Here is a 17,813-nt window from a genome sequence, read left to right on the forward strand (position 1 = left end):
CGCGCAGGAACCTGAAATCGCCCCGCAGCTGCACACGCCCAGGACTCGAGGGTCAGTCGTCAGGGTCGGTGGCGGGTGGACGGGCCTGGCCGGGTGGCGGGCGTGGGTAGGAACAGTTCCACCAGATCGTCGAGCCGGACCAGAATCAGCGCGCTGGTCCATCCGGCCGCGACGCTGATCAGCGCTCCCGCCAGCGGGAGCGGATGGGGTCGGGTGACCGCGACCGTCACCCCGGCAGCGATGGTCATCGCGAGCAGGATGGCGTTCCGTGTGACGTGTCGCCACCCGAGCGGCTGTGGCGTGGCGCCGAAGCAGGCGCAGCGTGCTCCCGTGCCGTGGCGCACCGCCAGTATCACGCCAGTGGTGAGGCCCGTCAGCAGCAGAAACGTGGCGGCGAGCACGAGCACCCCGACCGGTCGCGCGGCGGGCCAGCCGGCCGTCAGGGCAACCATCGACCAGCCGGTGCCGAGTACGAGTCCGAGTTCGCTGGTCGTGACGAGAAGGGCTACCGGGCTCACCAGGCGTGCGGACAGTAGCGGCAGCGGACGTAGTGAGTCGGCGAACGCGCGTTGGTCCGCAGGGCTGCGTATCTTGCTCCAGCTGGAGCTGGTGAACACCCAGCACAGTGCTGCCAGCAGTCCGAGCGCCACGTACGACATGTCAGCCTCCGTCATTCCTCCGCCGCATCGGAGAATTTCCGCGCGCCATCCTGGTCGGTGTGGAACTGCTGGTCCCGGTGCAGGTGGCGGATGACCACCCCCAGGAGCTGCCGGGTGGGGAAGAATCCGCGCTGGCGGGAGTCGAGGCTGCCGGCCGGGTTGTCGCCGAGCAGGACGAGCTGGCCGGGAGGCACTCGGCTCTGCAGCGACCAGTGCTGGAAGGCGCACACCTCGGGCGGTACCCCGTCACCGGGCAGCGCCGCGACGCGTTTGATCATCGGTTGGCCCGGTCGGTCCGATGCGTGGTCCCGATCGATCACCACGATGTCGCCGACGTGGACGCTGCCCGTGCGGCGCCGGTCGACCAGGACCCGGTCCCCGTGGCGGTGGCCGGGTTCCATGCTGCGCCCTTCGACGGTGACCAGCAGGAATCGTCGCCGCAGCCACCAGCCGACCAGCGCGCCGGCCAGCAGTGTCACTGCCGTACCCCAGTAGAGCGGGATCACTCGGCCACCTGCGACAGTGCCGGGTCGGGTTCGCGGTAGCCGCTGGCCTGCCGGGCGAACATGCGGGCGTACTCGGTGTCGGCGGCCAGCAGGTCGTCGTGTCGGCCGGTCTCGGCCACCCGACCGTCCCGTAGTACGACGATCAGGTCGGCGTCGCGGACCGCACCGAGCCGGTGGGTGATCAGGAGAGTGGTCCGGCCGGCCCGGTGCTCGCGCATGGCGTGGTGGACCTCCGTTTCGGCGTCGGGGTCGAGGCCGGCGCTCGGTTCGTCGAGGATCAGCAGGTCGCAGCGGTTCCGCAGGAATGCGCGGGCGAGGGCGAGTCGTTGCCACTGTCCGCCGGAGAGGGTCACGCCGACTCGTACGGTGTTGTTCTCCGCGCCGCTCATGAAGGTTCGGCTCAGGAGGGTGTCGTAGCCGTGCGGGAGGGCACGGAGGGTGTCATGTATCCCGGCCAGACGGGCGGCGTTCTCGAGCCGCGCCTGGTCGGGCCGGCTGAACAGATCGCCGAGGCCGATGTTCTCCGCTCCGGTCAGGTCGTAGTGCATGTAGTCCTGGAAGGTCACGCCAATCCGTCGGCGCAGCTCAGCAGCCGGTATGTCCCGTAGGTCCACGCCGTCCCAGCGGATGGCGCCTCGGGTCGGATCGTAGAAGCGGCAGAGCAGCTTGACCAGCGTGCTCTTGCCGGCGCCGTTGGCGCCGACCAGGGCTAGTGCCTCGCCGTGCCGGACGGTCAGGGTGACCCCGCGCAGCACCCATGGCTGGTCATCGTCGTACCGGAACCAGACGTCGTCGAGCTCGATGCCGCTGCGCAGCGGTGGTAGGACGGTCGGTCGGTCCGGGGCGGGCAGGTCCGGGCCGGCGTTTACCACGGCCTGGTAGTGAGTGAACAGCAGGAGATTGTGGTGGGTGGTGGTGACGTCGGTGACCAAGCCGGCCAGGCCGCCCTGAACGGCTGCCAGCGCCGCGACGAACATGGGCACGTCACCGATGGTGAGTCGGCCGGTGCCGGCGGCCTGGACCACCCAGATCAGCCCCGCCCCGGCGATGCCGGCGCCCAGCAGTCCCAGCAGGGTCTGGATGAGCGCTTCCCGCTGGTCCATGCTGCGGCGGGCCTCGTCGGAACGGGTTCGCTCGGTGAGCATCCGGTCCCGGAGGAAGTCACCGATGCCGAAGAGGCGGATCTCCTTCGCCGCCTGGAGGCTGGACAGCAGGTTGCGGTAGAAGAATTCCCGCCGGTCGTAGGGGCTGACCTCCAATGCGATTTCGGCGCGGCGGCGGGACAGCCACAGTTCGGCCAGCAGTACCGGAACCGCCCCCAGCGCGACGGCCACCGCCATGGTGGGGCTGATCGTCACGAGGGAGCCGAGGAAGCCGCTCACCACGGCGACACCGCGTAGGAGGTTGGCTGAGCCGGCGACGAGTTGTTCCGGGGTACCGGCACCGGCCTGCTGGGCCAGTTGAAGCCGGTCGAGGAACCGGGGGTCCTCGAACCGGGCCAGCCCGGTGAAGCCGTTCACCGCGCGGTACAGCTGGTCCTGCGCGGTGCGGGCGATCCGCCGCCCCAGTTCGGCGTGCAGATACCGGAGTGGGTGGGGCATTACTCCGACGATCAGGCTGGTGCCGGCCAGTCCCAGCGCCAGACCGATGAGGTCGGCCGTTCCCGGCTGGTGGTCGACGATCCGGTCGAGGACGAGTTTGGTCAGCCAGGCGGCGGCGATCGGCAGTGCGCCGGAGAGCAGGGTGAGCACCAGCACCGCCGCCAGCACCGGCGGGGAGGAACGGGCGGCCAGCGTGGTGGCGCCGATCGCGGCGCGCCACAGTGTTCCCGCCGCCGACCTGCCGGGGTCGGCGCGCCGGCAGGAGCGGCGGCGGAGGGTCGGTCGGGTCACGGTCAGGAGGTCAGCCCGGTCGCCGACGCGACCGGCGCCTCGGCGGGTGGCAGCTGGTGGAAGTCGAACGAGCTGGCGACGATCTGGTTGTCCCGGACCATTACGAAGGCCGGGTAGCCGGTCAGGGTGAACGCCTCCCCCACGGGCCCACCCACATCCTCGGCCAGCACCGTCCCGGCGGGTCGTAGCTCGCTGACCAGCTCGGCCGAGGCGGCCGGGTCACCGACCACGACGGCGAGGACGGTCCAGCCGGCGGCGGCGTACCGGGGGGCACCGGCTAGGAAGTCCGGCTTGCGTTCCCGGCAGGCCGGGCAGGTCACGGAGAAGAAACCGATCAGGGCTGCGGCCCCGACCGAATCCCGGGACACGGGCTCGCCGTCAACGGTGGTGGTGGCGAACTCCCCCACCGTGGACCCGACGGGGCGGACCAGGTCCCGTTCTCCCGGCTCGTGCAGCGGCCGGTTGAGCAGTTCGGTGTGCTGGCGCAGCCGTCGGATCATGCCGAAGGAGAGCAGCAGGTTGAACAGGCACAGCAGCGCGACCACGACCAGTGCGGTCACCAGGTACGTCATGGTTCCTCCCCGTGAGTCGGTCCGGCCGCCGGCTGGTCGTCCGGTTCGATGGTTGTCATTGTTCGGCGAGCAGGGCGGCGGTCGGGAGCCGGCGAATGAGGATCGCCGGGACCAGGGCGGCGAGCACGGTCAGCAGCAGCGCTCCGGCGGTCACGGCCAGCGCCAGGACCGCCAGCCGGCCGTCGAGGTGGCCGACCAGCAGGGCCACCGATCCGAGGCCCGCTACGGTCCCGAGGACGCAACCGAGCACCCCGAGGCCGAGGGCTTCGTAGACGAGCAGCCGGTTGAGTGCGGAGTCCGGCCATCCGACGGCCCGGAGGGTGGCGAACTCGGCTGACCGTTCCCGCACGTTGAGGTAGAGCACGTCGGCCACGCTGACCAGCCCGAACAGCAGCACCCCGCCGACCGCGACCAGGTCCACTCCGCGTACCTGCACGGAGACGGCCTGCCCGAGCAGGGAGCCCACCATGCCATCGTTGAACGCCCAGAGCGAGGCGGCGATCAAGGTGACCGCGCCGACACCGGCGGCAAGGCTGACCGCTCCGGCGAGGGTGCGGGCGGGTGCTCGTACCAGATTGGCCACGGCGAGTCCGGCGAAGGTCCGCCGTGGGGCGGACCGTCGGGCCGGCGCGGGCGCTGCCTGGAGTGCCTCGGCTGATCGGGTCCGGGCGGCCTGGATCGCCGGTAGCGCGCCAGCCACCGCGGTGAGCAGCACCGCGATCGGTATGCACAGTAGGACGACGGTGCCGGAGACCTGGACGCCGGCCAGGTGGCCCAGTGGCCCGGACAGGCCAGCGCCGAGCAGGCCCGCGGCGAGGCCGAGGATGGTGGTTTCGGTGAGGACCAGCTGGCTCAGTCGCCAGCCGGGCCAGCCGACGCAGGCCAGTATGGCCAGTTCGCGGCGGCGGGCGCGGACGGCGGTCGACACCGCGTTGCCGACCAGCAGGGCGCAGACCACCAGTAGCAGTCCGAGCAGCATGATGTTCTTGCGGTCGACGGCCGTGACGATCTCGGCGGCCACGCCCTTGCGGGTGCGGCCCTCGGCCACCGTCACGTCGGGACGGCCGAGATGGTTGGCGGGCAGCAGCACGGGGCTGCGTACGGTGGAGCCGCCGAGCACGATCTCGACGGTCAGTCCGGTCTGGTGGACGATCTCGTCGGCCACGAGCCGGACGCGTTCCCGGGCCACCTCGTCGAACTGGTCGATGCCCGCTACCCGGACCCGGACGGAGCTCAGCGGTGTGTCCGCCGCCGGTGACCTGACGCTCTTGTACAGGTCGTGGGTGGCGGTGAGGGTGGTCAGCAGGTGGGGTGGGCGGGGCGGGTAGCCCAGCGGATCGTCGCCGGGCAGTAGTGGGCGGTCGGCGAGCAGTTGCCGGGTACGGGGGTCGCCGCCCACCGGTGCGGCCGGCCGATACAGGTCGAGGGCCTGCTGGGCGGCGCCGCCGGCGGTGGGGAGGGCGTCGGGTGCGAAGCTGCCCACGGGGGTGACCGACCACTCCTCGCTTTGCCCGTTGAGGATGATCGGCTCTCCGGTGCCGACGCCGCCGGTGCTGAGCCAGGCGTCCCGCCACAGGTCGTCGATGGCCTGGTCGGTGGAGCCGGGTTCACCGGCCCGGGGCAGTATCCGGTCGGTGCCGTCGGGTTGTGGTGCGTAGGCCGGTGGTGCGGGCCGCAGCAGGGTCTGTACGCCGGACAGGGGGGTGTTGCCGACCAGGGCGGTGTCGAGTTGGGCACGGTAGAGCTGTCCCAGGTCGTGTGCGGCCGCCTGTGGGGGTGTCTTGGTCGAGTCGTGCAACAGCGGCCACAGCGCTTCTGTGGTGGAGCCGGGGACCCGCCGGGCGGTCTGGCCCGCGAGTCGGGACACGGCGAGGTTCATTTGCTCGTCCACCGCGAGATCCGTGGCGGCGAGTACCGGAAGTGCCCGGCCTGCCGGGCCGACCGGTGTGAACGGGGACGTCGATGGGCTCCTGGTTGCGGGGCCGATGGTGTCGGAGCCGGTCAGGTAGCGGCCCTGGCGTACCGCCCGGTTCAGGCCGACCAGACGTTCCTCGGCCACCGGGTCGATCCCGGCCACGAGCATCGGTACGACCGCGGGTAGCCGGAGCTCCAGTCGGGCGGTGGCGGGTATGGCGGCGGCGGGGCGGCCGAGTGTGATCACCGACGCCAACCGGAAGGTGCCGTCGGGGAGCAGTTGGTAGGCCTGCAACGCGCTGACCTTGGTCCTTCGGGTGCCCGGTTCGAAGCTGCCCACGGCGGTCGCGCACACCTGCAGGCGCCGCCCGTCGGGCTGCACCTCCAGGGCGCCTCCCCCACCGGTGCCGGGGCACTCGGCGGCGGAGGTTGTCTGGTCGATGCGGGTGCCGTCGGTGTAGACGAAGACGCGCTGGTCGCCGTTGATCTGGGACAGTGGCAGCAGGGGTCGGCGGGACACGTACACGTAGGTGGGGGCGGCGGCGAGCGTGCTCAGCCCACGATCTGCGCTGATCTGGGGGGCGACCTCGATGACCTGCCGCTCGGCTGTCCGGTCGACCTGGTCGGTCACGTCGACCCGCAGGTCGGGTCGGATGTCGCCGAGCCCGAGGACCGCCAACGGGGCGGCCACCTCGACCCCGGGGATGCGCTCGATCCGCCGCCACTGGTCCAGGGTCATGCCGCCGTAGGCTGCGGTGGGCCGGTCCTGGTGCAGCAGACCGCCGGCCGGCCCCGACGGGTGGACCAGGATGTCGTACGACGGCCGGAACTGGCCGTCGATGGAGCCGCGGGCGACCAGCCGCGAGGTGGCTGCGACACCGGTGAGCACGGTGAACCCGGTGGTCGCGACCAGCACGGCGGCGAACACCGCCAGGCTCCGGCCGCGGGTGTGCCGTAGCTGTGACCAGACCATCCGCAACATGGGTGGGAGCTTCTCCGCTCAAGCAGTACGGGCCGTCCCGGCCGACCTACGGCCGGCCGGGACGGTCGTGATCGCGATCGTGCGTCGGGTCAGCAGCGCGTGGTGGTGGTGCGGCAGTAGCCGCAGGTCGTACCGGTGCTGTCACAGCCCCTGCAGCAGTCCCGGACCCGGACGTAACCGCTGGTGCAGCTGCAGTACTCCGTCCAGCAACTGCAGGCGGTGCTGGCGGCCTGTGCCGTCAGCTTCGGAACGAACATGCGAAACACCCGGTCCGCTGCCACTTCGAGCATTCGTACCATTTCCACTCCTTCTGATCGAGCTTTCGATGAGCGTTGTACGAATTCGGGACGCTGTCGGTTCCCGATCGCCTCACCCCCGTTTCCGCGCCGATGCGTCGGCGCTAGACAATCCGTCCGTCGTGAATCTCGACGGTCCGGTCGCAGCGGTCCGCGAGCGACGCCTCGTGGGTCGCCATGAGCAGGGTCATGCCGTGCTCGTCGCGTAGCCGCCAGAGCAAATCGATGATCCCGGCGCCGGTGGCCGAGTCCAGGTTTCCGGTCGGTTCATCGGCCAGCAGCAGCCGGGGCCGGCCGACCAGAGCCCGCGCGATGGCGACCCGCTGCTGCTGACCGCCGGAAAGCTGTCCGGGCATGGCGCGCTCCCGGCCGGCCAACCCCACGTCGGACAGCAGGTTCCGGGCCCTGTCGACCTCGTCGGGCCCGGCCCGGAACGGCAGCAGCGGCGCGAGAACGTTGTCCAGCGCGGACAGCGCGGGCAGCAGGTGGAATCGTTGGAAGACGAAACCGGTCCCTCTGCGGTAGTCGGCGAGCCGCCTGCCGGACAGGCCGGTCACCGCCACCTCGTCGACTTCGATGCGGCCCGCATCGGCGCGTTCGATCGCGCCGATCAGATGCAGCAGGGTGGATTTGCCCGAACCGCTCGGGCCGGTCACCGCGACGGTGGCGCCCGCCGGCACGTCAAGGGTGATCCGGTCCACGCCGACGATCGTTTCGTCGCCCGAGCGGAACCGCTTGACCAGGTCGGCCACCCGGATGGCCGCTCCCCGACCGGCGGTCTCGACGCTGGCGCTCATCGGGCACCGGCCGTTGCCAGCGCGACGGCGGTGGCCGGAACACCTCCGGTGCGAGCGATGAATGCGCGCAAGAATCCACAATGCAAGAGCAACTCTGTCATCGCCCAGCCCCCGTATTGCTCGGCATGACAAGTGAAACTACATGAGCGACCGTCGATCGATCAACTGTCAAGGACCGCCTGATTCGTGAGCATCGTACGGATTACAGCACCTCACGGAAGACCACACGTCATACACCGCCAGTCTGGAAGACGAAGATCACCGCCCCGAGGTGCCCGGAACGCCTGCTGGCGGCAGAGGAGCGGGTCGCGGCTCGTGCCCGCTCGTGCCCGCTCGGGGCACCGGCTACTGGCACGTAGCGGGCACGCCGTCGCCTGCTCCACCGGAGCGTCCCGCATCCGACGACACCGGCCTCGTCTTCCGGCCAGCTCGTGGTCAGCGTTCATCTAGTGGCGGCCGTTCGGCGTCGTGCTGGGGTCAGGGTGGGGTCGGAGATCTGTGCCAGAATCGGCCGATGCCCACGATTCCAGGCTATGAAGACGACCCCTTGGTCGATGGGGCGTACCTGGTAGACGAGCCACTGTTCTGGGCAAGCCATTTGTTGCAATGCACCAACGGCGTCGAAGAGCCGCTGTGTGCGGGATTCGGGGTCAGCAAAGCCGACCTGTTGCAGTTTTTCGAACGGGTAAGCGCTGAGCGCCAGTGGCCAGTGCTGTCAGTCCCGCTCTCGGGAGGGCACGTCCTTCACGTCCTGTACCGCAACCTTCCCGGGGAAGGGGGGTACGACTACCTGCTGCACCATCCTGACTGGACGGCGACGGTTCCCTTGGCAAGGGTCGAAGGTTGCTTCATGGGCCCTGGGTTGTGCTGGACAGAGTTGCTCGCCGTCGCGCACAAGGCGGCCGAAGCCGGATCCGCCCCGCGCCCTGACCCTCACACCTTCCTTCTGTTGTTGCCGATCATGAGTGATGCGGACCTCCCCTTGGACGCGGACGACGTCCTCGCTGCGATGTTGACCGCCTGCGGCGCTTCTGGAGAGACCGGGGCGCTGGCCCGCATCCTCCTTGAGGAGCAGGGCTGCTGGGGTCCGCAGCGATGGACTCTGACCCCGGCCGGGCGGATCAGCGAGACCAGGTACGCGTTCCGCCGCCCTGGGGCTATGTCGTCAGACATGCTGGCTCAGGTCAGTCTGCTGCTGGGCCCGGTGGCAACGCTTGACAACCGCGCTGCTGCGGCGGATCTCTGAGGAGGGCCGGGAGAAAGCCGGCGAGGCGTGGCACGACAGCGGCATGGTCTTCACGACCCGCCACGGGCTGCCCGAAGCTCGCAGCCACGGAGCGTCACGGTGTCCACGTAGGTTTCCGAAGCTCGATCGCCGATGACCGGAGAGTCATCTGCGGCGCGGCACGGCGCCGTCCTGCCAGCGGTAGAGGTCGCGCAGCAGGGAAATCTCGGCGCCGTGATGGATCAGCTCCCGGTTGACGTGCAGGACGATGCCCTCCATGGGAAACCGCTCGGGACCCACCGTCGGCGGATTCTCCAGGTCAGCGTCCGAGAGCTCACGGACCCCCGCGTTCCATCTCCCATACATCTCATCGAGCTGTTTCAGCGCCTCGTCAGCGGTCCCCGCGTAGGCGAATGTCTGGGAGTCGACGTCCTGGCCGCCGAAGTGCCATCCGACCCGATAGCCCAGGCAGGAGACGATGATGTGCGCCAGCCGCCAGGCAATCGTGGTCACCGGCGCCGGCACCGGGTCAGGGGACGCGGAGTCCATCGTCCATTCCACAGCACCCACCGACATCGGCGCGGCCGACGTGCCACGTGGGCGGATGCTCCAGCAGCCAGGCACCGGCTCCCAGAAGTACTCCTCATCGGCAAGACCGTGCAGCCGCGGCCGCAGGTTCTTGTGCCAGTGCCGGTCCAACTGGTCCGCGATCCGCTCGCTCCTTGTCACGTCCGCACACTACCTACAACGGAGACGTGGCCGAGACCCACTGCGGCCGGGTGAGCGTGCACTATCCAGGGTAGGGCCAGCGGCGCTCACGCAGCAGCTGCGTCGAACCGTCGGCCTCGATTACCCAGGTACGCGGCTCACACAGCGGGTCATCCAGACTGGCGATCTCTCGACCGGCCGGATCTCGGGCCACCAGCCGCATCAACCGCTCGCAACTGCTTCGCAGCGGGATCAAGGCCGAGCTCGTGGCAGACACGCCATGGGTGATGGGGACGCCGCCTGTCACCTCAACCGTCAGCTTGCTCTCCAGATGATTCTCCACTACGAACGTTTCCGCACTGTCGTCACGCTCCGTCAGCGGAACGCCGAACTGTCGTACCCAGCCGACGGCACAGGCGCACATCACCACCACGATGGTGATGACCATGGCGAGAATCGGCCACCAGCGACGATGTTGGCGTGCCGGGCGTGCCGGACGCGTACAACGGTGCGTCCACAATCCCGCTGGCGGCTGAAGGACGTGGGGTCGACAGGCTTGACAGTTCCCGACGACAAACGGATTCCCGCCAATTCCGCTCGATGGGTGGTCGATCACGCCGCAGCCAACCGGCGCGTCGCCACGCCGACTATCAGCTCCACCGGCAGGTAGCCGTACGCCCTCGAATCGTGGCTGACGTGCGGGTTGTCACCCAGCACGACGACCATTCCCGCCGGTACGGTGTCGTGGCCGAGTCCGGCGAGCACCGGTACCCGTTCGATAGGCACCGGGTCGCCCGGGGCGGCGACGACCCGCTTGATGAGCAGGCGGGTGTCCGGCATGACGTATCGGACACGCTCCGGTTCGAATTCCGCGACGAGGTCTGGATCGGGCCGGTCCGGGCTGCGGAACACGATCACCGCACCCGGTCGTAGTCGCGTCACCGGCTGACGACGGACCAGCAGCCGGTCACCGCCGTGGTACGTGGGCGTCATGCTGCGGCCGTACACCGTGACCACGAGCAACCGGCGGCGTGCCCAGGCGGCACCGACCAGCGTGGGCACCACGACGAGGGCGGCCACCATGAGTGCCGGTTTCATGCACCGCTCCGCGCGACCTGGGGCTCGTCCCGGTATCCGGCGGCCTGCAAGCGAAACAACCGGGCGTAGCGACCGCCGGTGGCCAGCAGGGTGGCATGGTCGCCGTGCTCGACGACGCGGCCGTTCTCGAGTACGGCGATGAGGTCGGCGTCGCGGACGGTCGACAGGCGGTGGGAGACGAGCAGGCTGGTGCCGGCCGGGCGGGTCGCGTGCAGCTCGTGCTCCGCCTCGGGGTCCAGGCCGGAGCTGGGTTCGTCGAGGATCGTGAGGTCCCGCGCGGTGCGCAGCAGTCCACGCGCCAGCGCGACCCGTTGCCACTGCCCTCCGGAGAGCACAACTCCCGCGTCGGGGCCGTCATCGTCGCCCTCGCCGAAAAAGGTCCGGGTGAGCATGGTCCGGTACCCGCGTGGAAGCCGGTGCAGGACGTCGTCGACACCGGCGTCGCGGGCCGCCGCGGAGATCCGGTCGACATCGTCGCGGGCGCTCAGGTCACCCATCGCGATGTTGTCGCCGGCGCTCAGGTCGTAGGCCATGAAGTCCTGGAAGACGGCAGTGACCCGGGCGCGCAGCGCCGACGGGTCGACGTCGCGCAGGTCGACGCCGTCCCAGGTTATGCTGCCGCGGGTAGGATCGTAGAGCCGGCACAACAGCTTCACCAGGGTGCTCTTGCCCGAGCCGTTCAGCCCGACCAGGGCCAGCGTGCTGCCGGCCGGTATGGTCAGGTCGACGCCGCGCAGCACCCACGGATGGTCGTCGCTGTAGCGGAACCAAAGGTCATGCAGCCGGATCGCGTCGGCAAGCGGTGGCAGCGTCCTCGGCGTCGCCGGCACCGACAGGTCCGGGCCGGCGCGCAGGACGGCGACGAACTCGCCGAAGAGCACGCTCTGCGTGTGCAGGTTGGCCGTGGTGGACACGACCATCGCCAGGCCGGACTGCACCGCGGCGACCGCGGTGACGAAGATCGACAGGTCTCCGACCGTCAGCTCGCCGCGCCGCGCGGCGAGCGCCGCCCAGACCAGCCCCCCACCCGCCACGGCGGCCGACAGCACGGCCAGCACCAGGTGGACGCCGACCTCCCGCCGTTCGACGTGCCGGTTCGCCCGATCCACCGTGGCCCGTTCCCGCAGCATGAGGCCACGCAGGAACCCTCCGGTGCCGAACAGCCGGATCTCCTTGGCTGCCTGCACGCCGGTGAGCAGCTGGGCGTAGAAGAACTCGCGCCGGTGATTGGGTTCCACCCGTACCTGCAGAGCGGCCCGGCGCCGCGACAGCGCCAGCTCCGCGAGCAGCATCGGCACCGCGGCGGCCAGCAGCAGCCCGGTCATCGTCGGGCTGATGGTCAGCAGCGCGCCGACGAAGCCCGCCAGCAGCAGCACGCCGCGGCCGAACCCGAAGGCGCCGTCGACCAGTTCACCGACGTTGTCGCCGCCCTGCCGCGCGAGCCGAATCCGATCGAGGAACGCCGGGTCCTCGAACCGGGACAGGCCGACGAACCGGCCCGTCGCGGCGAACAACGTGTCGACCGCGGCCGCGCCGACCCGTCGGTCGATCTCGTTACGCAGGTAGCCGCCGAGCCGGGGCAGCGCCACGGCCACCACACCGACGCCGGCGAGCATGGCGACGACGGGTAGCACCGGCCCGACCCCGGTGAGCCGATCGAGCAGTGACTTCGTCAGCCAGGCCATCGCCACGGGAACGACCGCCTCGGCGACGGTGACGGCGAGGTATGCGACGGCCGTCCACCGTCCCGCGCGCCAGACCAGTCGGGTGACGTGGGCCGCCGTGGCGCGGGCGGTTCGCGCCGCCACCGGCTCAGCCATGGGCGACCAGCGGTCGCGACGCGGGCAGATCCTCCATCCGCATTCCGCTGACCGCCACGGTTCCGTCCGCGGCGATCAGGCAGAGCGCAGGAAATCCCGACACCTCGAACGCGGTGGCGACCGGGCCGCCCGGCTCCTCGACCACGATCCGGGCCACTGGCGCGAACATCTTGACGTACACGGCGGGGTCGGCGTCCTCGGCGACGACAGCCAGCACCCGGTCACGACCGCCGGGGAACCGCTCGGCGTACTCGGCGAACCGGGGTGCCAACGCCTGGCACGGCGCGCACGACGGGCTGAAGAACCCCACGAGCGTGTCGCCGTCGAGCGACTCGGTGGTGAACTGTCCGCCGTCGCGGGTGGCCGCGCTGAACGCCGGAACCGCACGGCCGCGCGCCAGGACGGGCACGTCGGGCATCACCGAGCGGGTCATCTCGGCGAAGCGCCCGGTGTGGTCCCGCAGCCGCCGGACGACGCCGAGCATGAGCATGAGGTTGAACAGGGTCAGCAGGGTCAGGATCACGACCGCCGCGGTGAGGTACAGCATGGGCTTCGTCTCCACGTCGTTGACGGATCGCAGGGATGGGTCTTGACGCCCGGAGGGTGCGCCGCGCGCGGACGCCCGGCGCACCCGATCGAGCTGCCGCCGGTCAGATCAGCAGGTGTAACAGGCGGAGTAGGAGGTCGTGCAGCCCTCGTTGAGGCAGCACGTCCGGGTCGCCTTGCGGCCGTAGTTCTGCCGGGGGGCCGGGCAGTCGGCACAGTAGGTGCTGGTGCTGCAGCCCGCGGCCACCGGGGCGGCCGGCACGATCAGTGCCAGCAACCGGTCGGCGATTCCTCTCATCACGGTCTCCTTTCGATCGTCAGAACCGTGCCCCGCACGCTGTCACGGCTCGCTACGAGGTCGCTACGCATCCGCTACGCACCCGATGGCTGGCGTCGGATCGCGACGCCGACGACGTTCGCCGCCGGCAGGTAGCCAACATGACGGGAGTCGAGGCTCGGCTGTCACCTTCATTTCCGGTCGAGCCCCAAGAGGTAGACGACGTCCTGGGAGTGGATCAGCAGCAGGGCAGCGACGAGCGCGCCGGCGGCGGTGACGCACACTCCCGCCAGGGGCGGGTGCGCCCCGGACGACATGCTGGCGAACACGCCGAGTGCTGCCGTGCCGGCCAACAGCACGTTGCGAACCAACTGGGCTCGGCCCCACACCTCGTCCGTCCCGCCGAAGCACCGGCAGGCGACGCGGGCGCCGCGCCGCCGGGCGTCGACCATCGCGGCGGTGAAGACCACGACCGCGACGGCGGCGAGCGCGAGACCGGCGCCGGCAGTCGGTGACCAGGCCACCAGGCCCACGATCGTCAGCTCGGCGACCAACGTCGCGGTCGCCGCCGCCGGGCGCAGCCGGGCCGGCAGCCACCGCAGCGTCTCGAGCGAGGTGAGGAACGCGCGAAGGGCGGCACGGCTGCGGGTCTTGCCGGCCAGCGCGGCGAGGAAGGTAACGCCGACCAGGACACGGCAGGCGAGAGCGAGATAGGTCATGGGGCCCTCCTGAACGTTCGTCACGGTCCGACGTGCATGCCGGCGCGCCGGCCACACCATCGACCGCCGCGCTGCGTTTCCGCTGCGAATCCGCTACGCGGCGGCCGCGTAGGCGGCCCGTGTACAGACGGCGTATCAACGTCGTCGCGCAGACTTGCCGCAGCGGACGTCAACGGCGGACGGAGGATGCGGTGACGCAGGGAGCGACGGTCCAGGTCCTGCTCTTGGGGCCCATCGAGCTGCGGGTGGGTGGCCGGCAGGTTCCGGTGTCACCCCTGGAACGGGCTCTGGTCGCCCTGCTGGCGCTGACCCCAGCCCGGACCGTGTCGACAACGGCGATCGTGGACGCGCTGTGGGGCGACCATCCGCCACAGTCCGCCCGCACCCGTGTCCAGGCCCTCGTCTCGGGCGTACGCCGCAAGCTCGCCGGCTCGGCCGACGCCTTGGCCACCCGCGCGCCCGGCTACGCGCTCGTGGCGCAGATCGACAATGTGCTGTTCGGCCGCCTGCTCGACGTGGGCCGTGGCTGCGTGGCCGCGCGCGACGCCGAACGGGCGTGCGCCGCGTTCGACGAGGCGATGAACCTCTGGCGCGGCCCCGCGCTCGGCGGAGTCGACGCCCCGTACGCGGGCGTGGCGCGGGCCACGCTGAGCGAGGCGCAACTGCTCGCCGTCGAGGAGCACGCCGAAGCGCAGCTCGCGTGTGGCCAGCACGCGGCCCTGACGCCAAGCCTGGTCGAGTTCGTCGCAACCCACCCCTTCCGCGAACGGTCCCGGGGTCAGTTGATGGTCGCGCTCTACCGCTCGGGTCGGCAGTCCGAGGCCATCGCCGTGTACCGCGCCGGCCGTGACCTGCTCAACCGGGAGATGGGCGTGGAGCCCTGCCCGCAGCTACAGGAGCTGTACCAGTGCATCCTGGTGCACGATCCGTGCGTCGCCTCGGCGTCGCATCGCGGCCTACCCGGGCTCCGTTGAGTCGGCGGCGAGGCGGGATCGCACCTCCCGCAGTTCCCGCCGCACCTCGTCGGCCGCGGGGTCGTCGGAGTCGCGGTACAGCCGCACCGCCGCCGACAGCTCGACGGCGGCCTGGCGGTGGCGGCCCTGGTCGGCGTTCACGCCGCCCAGCCCACGCAGCGCCCAGCGCTCGTAGGTCCTGTTGCGCTGGCCTTGCGCCATCGTCAGGGCCAGTCGGTAGTGCCGCAGCGCCGCCTCCGGTGCACCGAGCAACCGGTGCAGCTCGGCGACGTTGACGTGGGCATTGCAGGCGAGCTCGTCGTCCCGGGCGTTGACGGCGTCGGTCAGCACGGCGGTGTTGAGCGCCAGCGCCTCAGCGTGCCGCCCGGCCATGCGGTAGGCGTAGGCCAGGTTGAGCCGGGCCACGCGGACCGCGACGATCCCGTCGGGCAGTGCGGTCAGGGCCGCCAACGCGGTCTCGAGGGCGGCGATCGCCTCGGCCACCTCGCCCAGCTCACTGTGCAGGCAGCCCATATTCATCGTCACGACTGCCGCGCCGTACCGGTCGCCGATCTCGTCCCGCAACGTCCGGGCCCTGCGGTACGCCGCCAGTGCGGCCCCGCTCTGCCGCAGATGGCTGTAGGCGATCGCCAGGCTGTTGAGGATCTGCGCCTCACCCTCGGGCGCGCCGTCGACCGCGGCGGCCCGCGCCGCCGCCTCCATGACCTCCACCCAGGTGGTACGCGAGGCGCGGCGCATCAGCCAACCAGCGAGGTTGGCCGCCAGTTGCCAGACCGCCCGTTGATGACGCGTCGTCCAACGGCCGATCAGCGCGACGAGGTTGACGCTCTCCCCGTCGAGCCAGTCGAGGGCGGCGTCGGCGTCGGCGAAGCGCACCGGGTCGCGGACGGCCTCCAGCTCCGGCGAGATCCGCTTCGCCGCCGGCCGCAGCAACGCCTCACCGGCGTCTGCCGCGGCCAGATACCAGTTGAGCAGCCGTCGCTCGGCAGCGGCGTGCAGCTGCGGCGGATCGTCGGCGGACACGTCCCGGGCGAAGAGCAGCAACAGGTCGTGCAGTGCGTACCGGTCCGGTCCCGTGGCCGCGACCAGGTGCGTGTCGACGAGCTCGTCGAGCAGCGCCCGGGTCTCCCCGGGCGTCGACCCGAGCAGCGCGGCGCAGGCGGCTCGGGACGGGGCCGGCCCGGGAAAGAGACCGAGCAGACGGAACAGCCGGGCCGCCGGTGCCGACAGCGCCCGGTACGACAGGTCGAACGCGGCGCGGACGGCGACGCTGTCCTCCTCGACGCTCAGCGCGCGCAGCCGCTGGTGCTCGTCAGTGAGTGCCGCGGCCATGGCGCCCACCGACACGTGCGGCGAGGCGCGCAGGCGGGCGGCGGCGATGCGCAGCGCCAGCGGAAGCTGGTCACACAGGTCGGCGAGACGCCCCACAGCCGGCTCCGAGGGCTCGTGACCGGTCAGCGCGCCGAGCAGCTTCCGACCGTCCCGCGCGGGCAGGGAAGCGATGCTGAGCATGATCGCGCCGTCATGCACCACCAACCCGTCGAGCCGCCGCCGGCTCGTCACCACGGTGATGGTGCCACCGCCCGCGATGAGCGGTCGGACCTGTTCCGAGTCACGCGCATTGTCCAGGATCACCAGGCATCGCCGACCGGCGAGGAGCGAGCGGTAGAGCGCACTGCGTTCGTCCAGGCCGGGCGGCATGTCCCGCGCAGGCACACCGAGGGCCCGCAGCAGATGATCGAGGGCGAGTTCGGCCGTGAGCGGCGGCTGCGGACCGAAGCCGTGCAGGTCGACGAAGAGCTGCCCGTCCGGGGCGTGGGCGCGCCGGGCCGACGACCAGTGCACCGCGAGCCCGGTCTTTCCGACGCCCGCCCCTCCGACGATCACCGCCACAGTTCCGTCGGTGCAAGGGTCGTGGAGCATCCGGTCGAGCGCGCCCAACTCGTCGTCGCGCCCTACGAATCCCACCGCCGCCGGCGGAAGCTGGGCCGGCACCGGAGGCCGCCACGGTACGGCCGGTCCAGGCGTCGCCCACACGGGCGGCTCGGCCACGATACGCCCCGGGCCCGGCTCCGGATCCTCGCCGAGGAGGATGGCCTTCTGCAGTGTCGCGATCGACGAACCCGGGTCCAAACCCTGCTGCTCGGCGAGCGCACGACGCAGGCGTTGGTACTGCTGCAACGCCTCCTCGCGGCGCCCCTCGCGGTAGAGCGCCAGCATCAGTTGCTCGCAGAACCGCTCGTGCAACGGATGCTGCGCCACCAACTCCCGCAGCGCGGGCAGCACCTCCGCCCCCGCACCAAGATGGAGTCGACACTCGATCAGCAGCTCGACCGCGCCGAGCCGGCGGTCGTGCAGGCTCGACCGCCACGCCGTGACGAAGGCACCGGTGGCATCCGCGAGCGCTTCGCCCCGCCAAAGGTCCAGTCCGGACTGTAGGCGCCCTGCCGCGGCAGCCCAGTGCTGGTCCGTCACGTCGTCCCGGGCTGCGCTGACCTGCCGCTCGAAACGGGACAGGTCGACGTCCTCGCCGTTCAAGGACAGCTGGTAGCCCCCGGCCCGACCGGTCAGGGTGGCCGCACACCCGGCGGTACGGAGGTGCCGGCGGATGCTGTAGGCGGTCGAGTGGAGTTGCGACCGTGCGCTCGCCGGCCCCGACGGCCCCCAGACCGCCGCGCTGAGACCGTCCATCGTGACCCACTGCTCGGCGTGCAGCAGCAGGTACGTCAACACGCCGCGCCGCTGGGACCGGGGCACGCTGACCGGTGGCCCGTCGGTGCGGATCTCGACCGGCCCGAGGATGCCGAATCGCGGTGTCAGCACCGGGC

16 protein-coding genes are annotated in these 17,813 nt (G+C 71.0%); 2 read left to right on the forward strand and 14 right to left on the reverse strand.

The window, feature by feature from the left end:
* Positions 1–59: 59 nt before the first annotated feature.
* The 6 genes from V6V47_RS16525 to V6V47_RS16550 all read right to left on the reverse strand — a co-directional run bounded on the left by V6V47_RS16525 (position 60) and on the right by V6V47_RS16550 (position 7,618).
* A complete protein-coding gene (locus V6V47_RS16525; protein ID WP_334629111.1) occupies positions 60–659 on the reverse strand; it encodes a MauE/DoxX family redox-associated membrane protein in 600 nt (199 codons plus the stop codon).
* Positions 660–670: 11 nt separating this feature from the next.
* On the reverse strand, positions 671–1,165 hold the full coding sequence (locus V6V47_RS16530; protein WP_334629113.1) for a S26 family signal peptidase: 495 nt from the start codon (positions 1,163–1,165) through the stop codon (positions 671–673).
* A complete protein-coding gene (locus tag V6V47_RS16535; RefSeq protein WP_334629114.1) occupies positions 1,162–3,057 on the reverse strand; it encodes an ABC transporter ATP-binding protein in 1,896 nt (631 codons plus the stop codon). The genes V6V47_RS16530 and V6V47_RS16535 overlap by 4 nt, the downstream gene beginning before the upstream one ends.
* 2 nt (positions 3,058–3,059) lie before the next feature.
* Complete coding sequence (locus V6V47_RS16540) at positions 3,060–3,629, reverse strand: TlpA disulfide reductase family protein (RefSeq protein WP_334629116.1); 570 nt, start codon at positions 3,627–3,629, stop codon at positions 3,060–3,062.
* A gap of 55 nt (positions 3,630–3,684) precedes the next feature.
* Entirely contained in the window at positions 3,685–6,525 is a 2,841-nt protein-coding gene (locus V6V47_RS16545) for an FtsX-like permease family protein (RefSeq protein WP_334629117.1), read from the reverse strand.
* A gap of 400 nt (positions 6,526–6,925) precedes the next feature.
* Positions 6,926–7,618 (reverse strand): ABC transporter ATP-binding protein, encoded by a 693-nt coding sequence (locus V6V47_RS16550; RefSeq protein ID WP_334629119.1) that lies wholly within the window; start codon positions 7,616–7,618, stop codon positions 6,926–6,928.
* Between the two features lie 514 nt (positions 7,619–8,132).
* Here V6V47_RS16550 and V6V47_RS16555 point away from each other — a divergent pair.
* Positions 8,133–8,864: a hypothetical protein gene (locus V6V47_RS16555; protein WP_334629121.1), complete on the forward strand. Its 732-nt coding sequence runs from the start codon at positions 8,133–8,135 to the stop codon at positions 8,862–8,864.
* A 144-nt stretch (positions 8,865–9,008) separates the two neighbouring features.
* Here V6V47_RS16555 and V6V47_RS16560 read toward each other — a convergent pair whose 3' ends face one another.
* The 7 genes from V6V47_RS16560 to V6V47_RS16590 form a co-directional block, all read right to left on the reverse strand.
* Positions 9,009–9,572: a DinB family protein gene (locus V6V47_RS16560; RefSeq protein ID WP_334629122.1), complete on the reverse strand. Its 564-nt coding sequence runs from the start codon at positions 9,570–9,572 to the stop codon at positions 9,009–9,011.
* Between the two features lie 61 nt (positions 9,573–9,633).
* Positions 9,634–9,999: a hypothetical protein gene (locus tag V6V47_RS16565; RefSeq protein ID WP_334629124.1), complete on the reverse strand. Its 366-nt coding sequence runs from the start codon at positions 9,997–9,999 to the stop codon at positions 9,634–9,636.
* Between the two features lie 164 nt (positions 10,000–10,163).
* Entirely contained in the window at positions 10,164–10,649 is a 486-nt protein-coding gene (locus V6V47_RS16570) for a S26 family signal peptidase (protein WP_334629126.1), read from the reverse strand.
* Positions 10,646–12,469, reverse strand: a complete 1,824-nt coding sequence (locus V6V47_RS16575) for an ABC transporter ATP-binding protein (RefSeq protein ID WP_334629127.1) — start codon at positions 12,467–12,469, stop codon at positions 10,646–10,648. Before V6V47_RS16575 ends, V6V47_RS16570 begins: the two co-directional genes overlap by 4 nt.
* Positions 12,462–13,031 carry a TlpA family protein disulfide reductase gene (locus V6V47_RS16580; protein WP_334629129.1) on the reverse strand — a complete coding sequence of 190 codons (570 nt, stop codon included), beginning with the start codon at positions 13,029–13,031 and terminating at the stop codon, positions 12,462–12,464. Before V6V47_RS16580 ends, V6V47_RS16575 begins: the two co-directional genes overlap by 8 nt.
* A gap of 93 nt (positions 13,032–13,124) precedes the next feature.
* Positions 13,125–13,313, reverse strand: a complete 189-nt coding sequence (locus V6V47_RS16585) for a hypothetical protein (RefSeq protein ID WP_334629130.1) — start codon at positions 13,311–13,313, stop codon at positions 13,125–13,127.
* Positions 13,314–13,483: 170 nt separating this feature from the next.
* Complete coding sequence (locus V6V47_RS16590; RefSeq protein ID WP_334629132.1) at positions 13,484–14,011, reverse strand: MauE/DoxX family redox-associated membrane protein; 528 nt, start codon at positions 14,009–14,011, stop codon at positions 13,484–13,486.
* Between the two features lie 191 nt (positions 14,012–14,202).
* Between V6V47_RS16590 and V6V47_RS16595 the strand changes: the two genes are divergently transcribed.
* A complete protein-coding gene (locus V6V47_RS16595) occupies positions 14,203–14,985 on the forward strand; it encodes an AfsR/SARP family transcriptional regulator (protein WP_334629134.1) in 783 nt (260 codons plus the stop codon).
* Here V6V47_RS16595 and V6V47_RS16600 read toward each other — a convergent pair.
* Positions 14,968–17,808 (reverse strand): AfsR/SARP family transcriptional regulator, encoded by a 2,841-nt coding sequence (locus V6V47_RS16600; protein ID WP_334629135.1) that lies wholly within the window; start codon positions 17,806–17,808, stop codon positions 14,968–14,970. The two genes, V6V47_RS16595 and V6V47_RS16600, sit on opposite strands and share 18 nt — an antisense overlap.
* Positions 17,809–17,813 lie beyond the last annotated feature (5 nt).

This window comes from Micromonospora sp. CPCC 205539, assembly GCF_036906815.1.
GTDB lineage: Bacteria > Actinomycetota > Actinomycetes > Mycobacteriales > Micromonosporaceae > Micromonospora.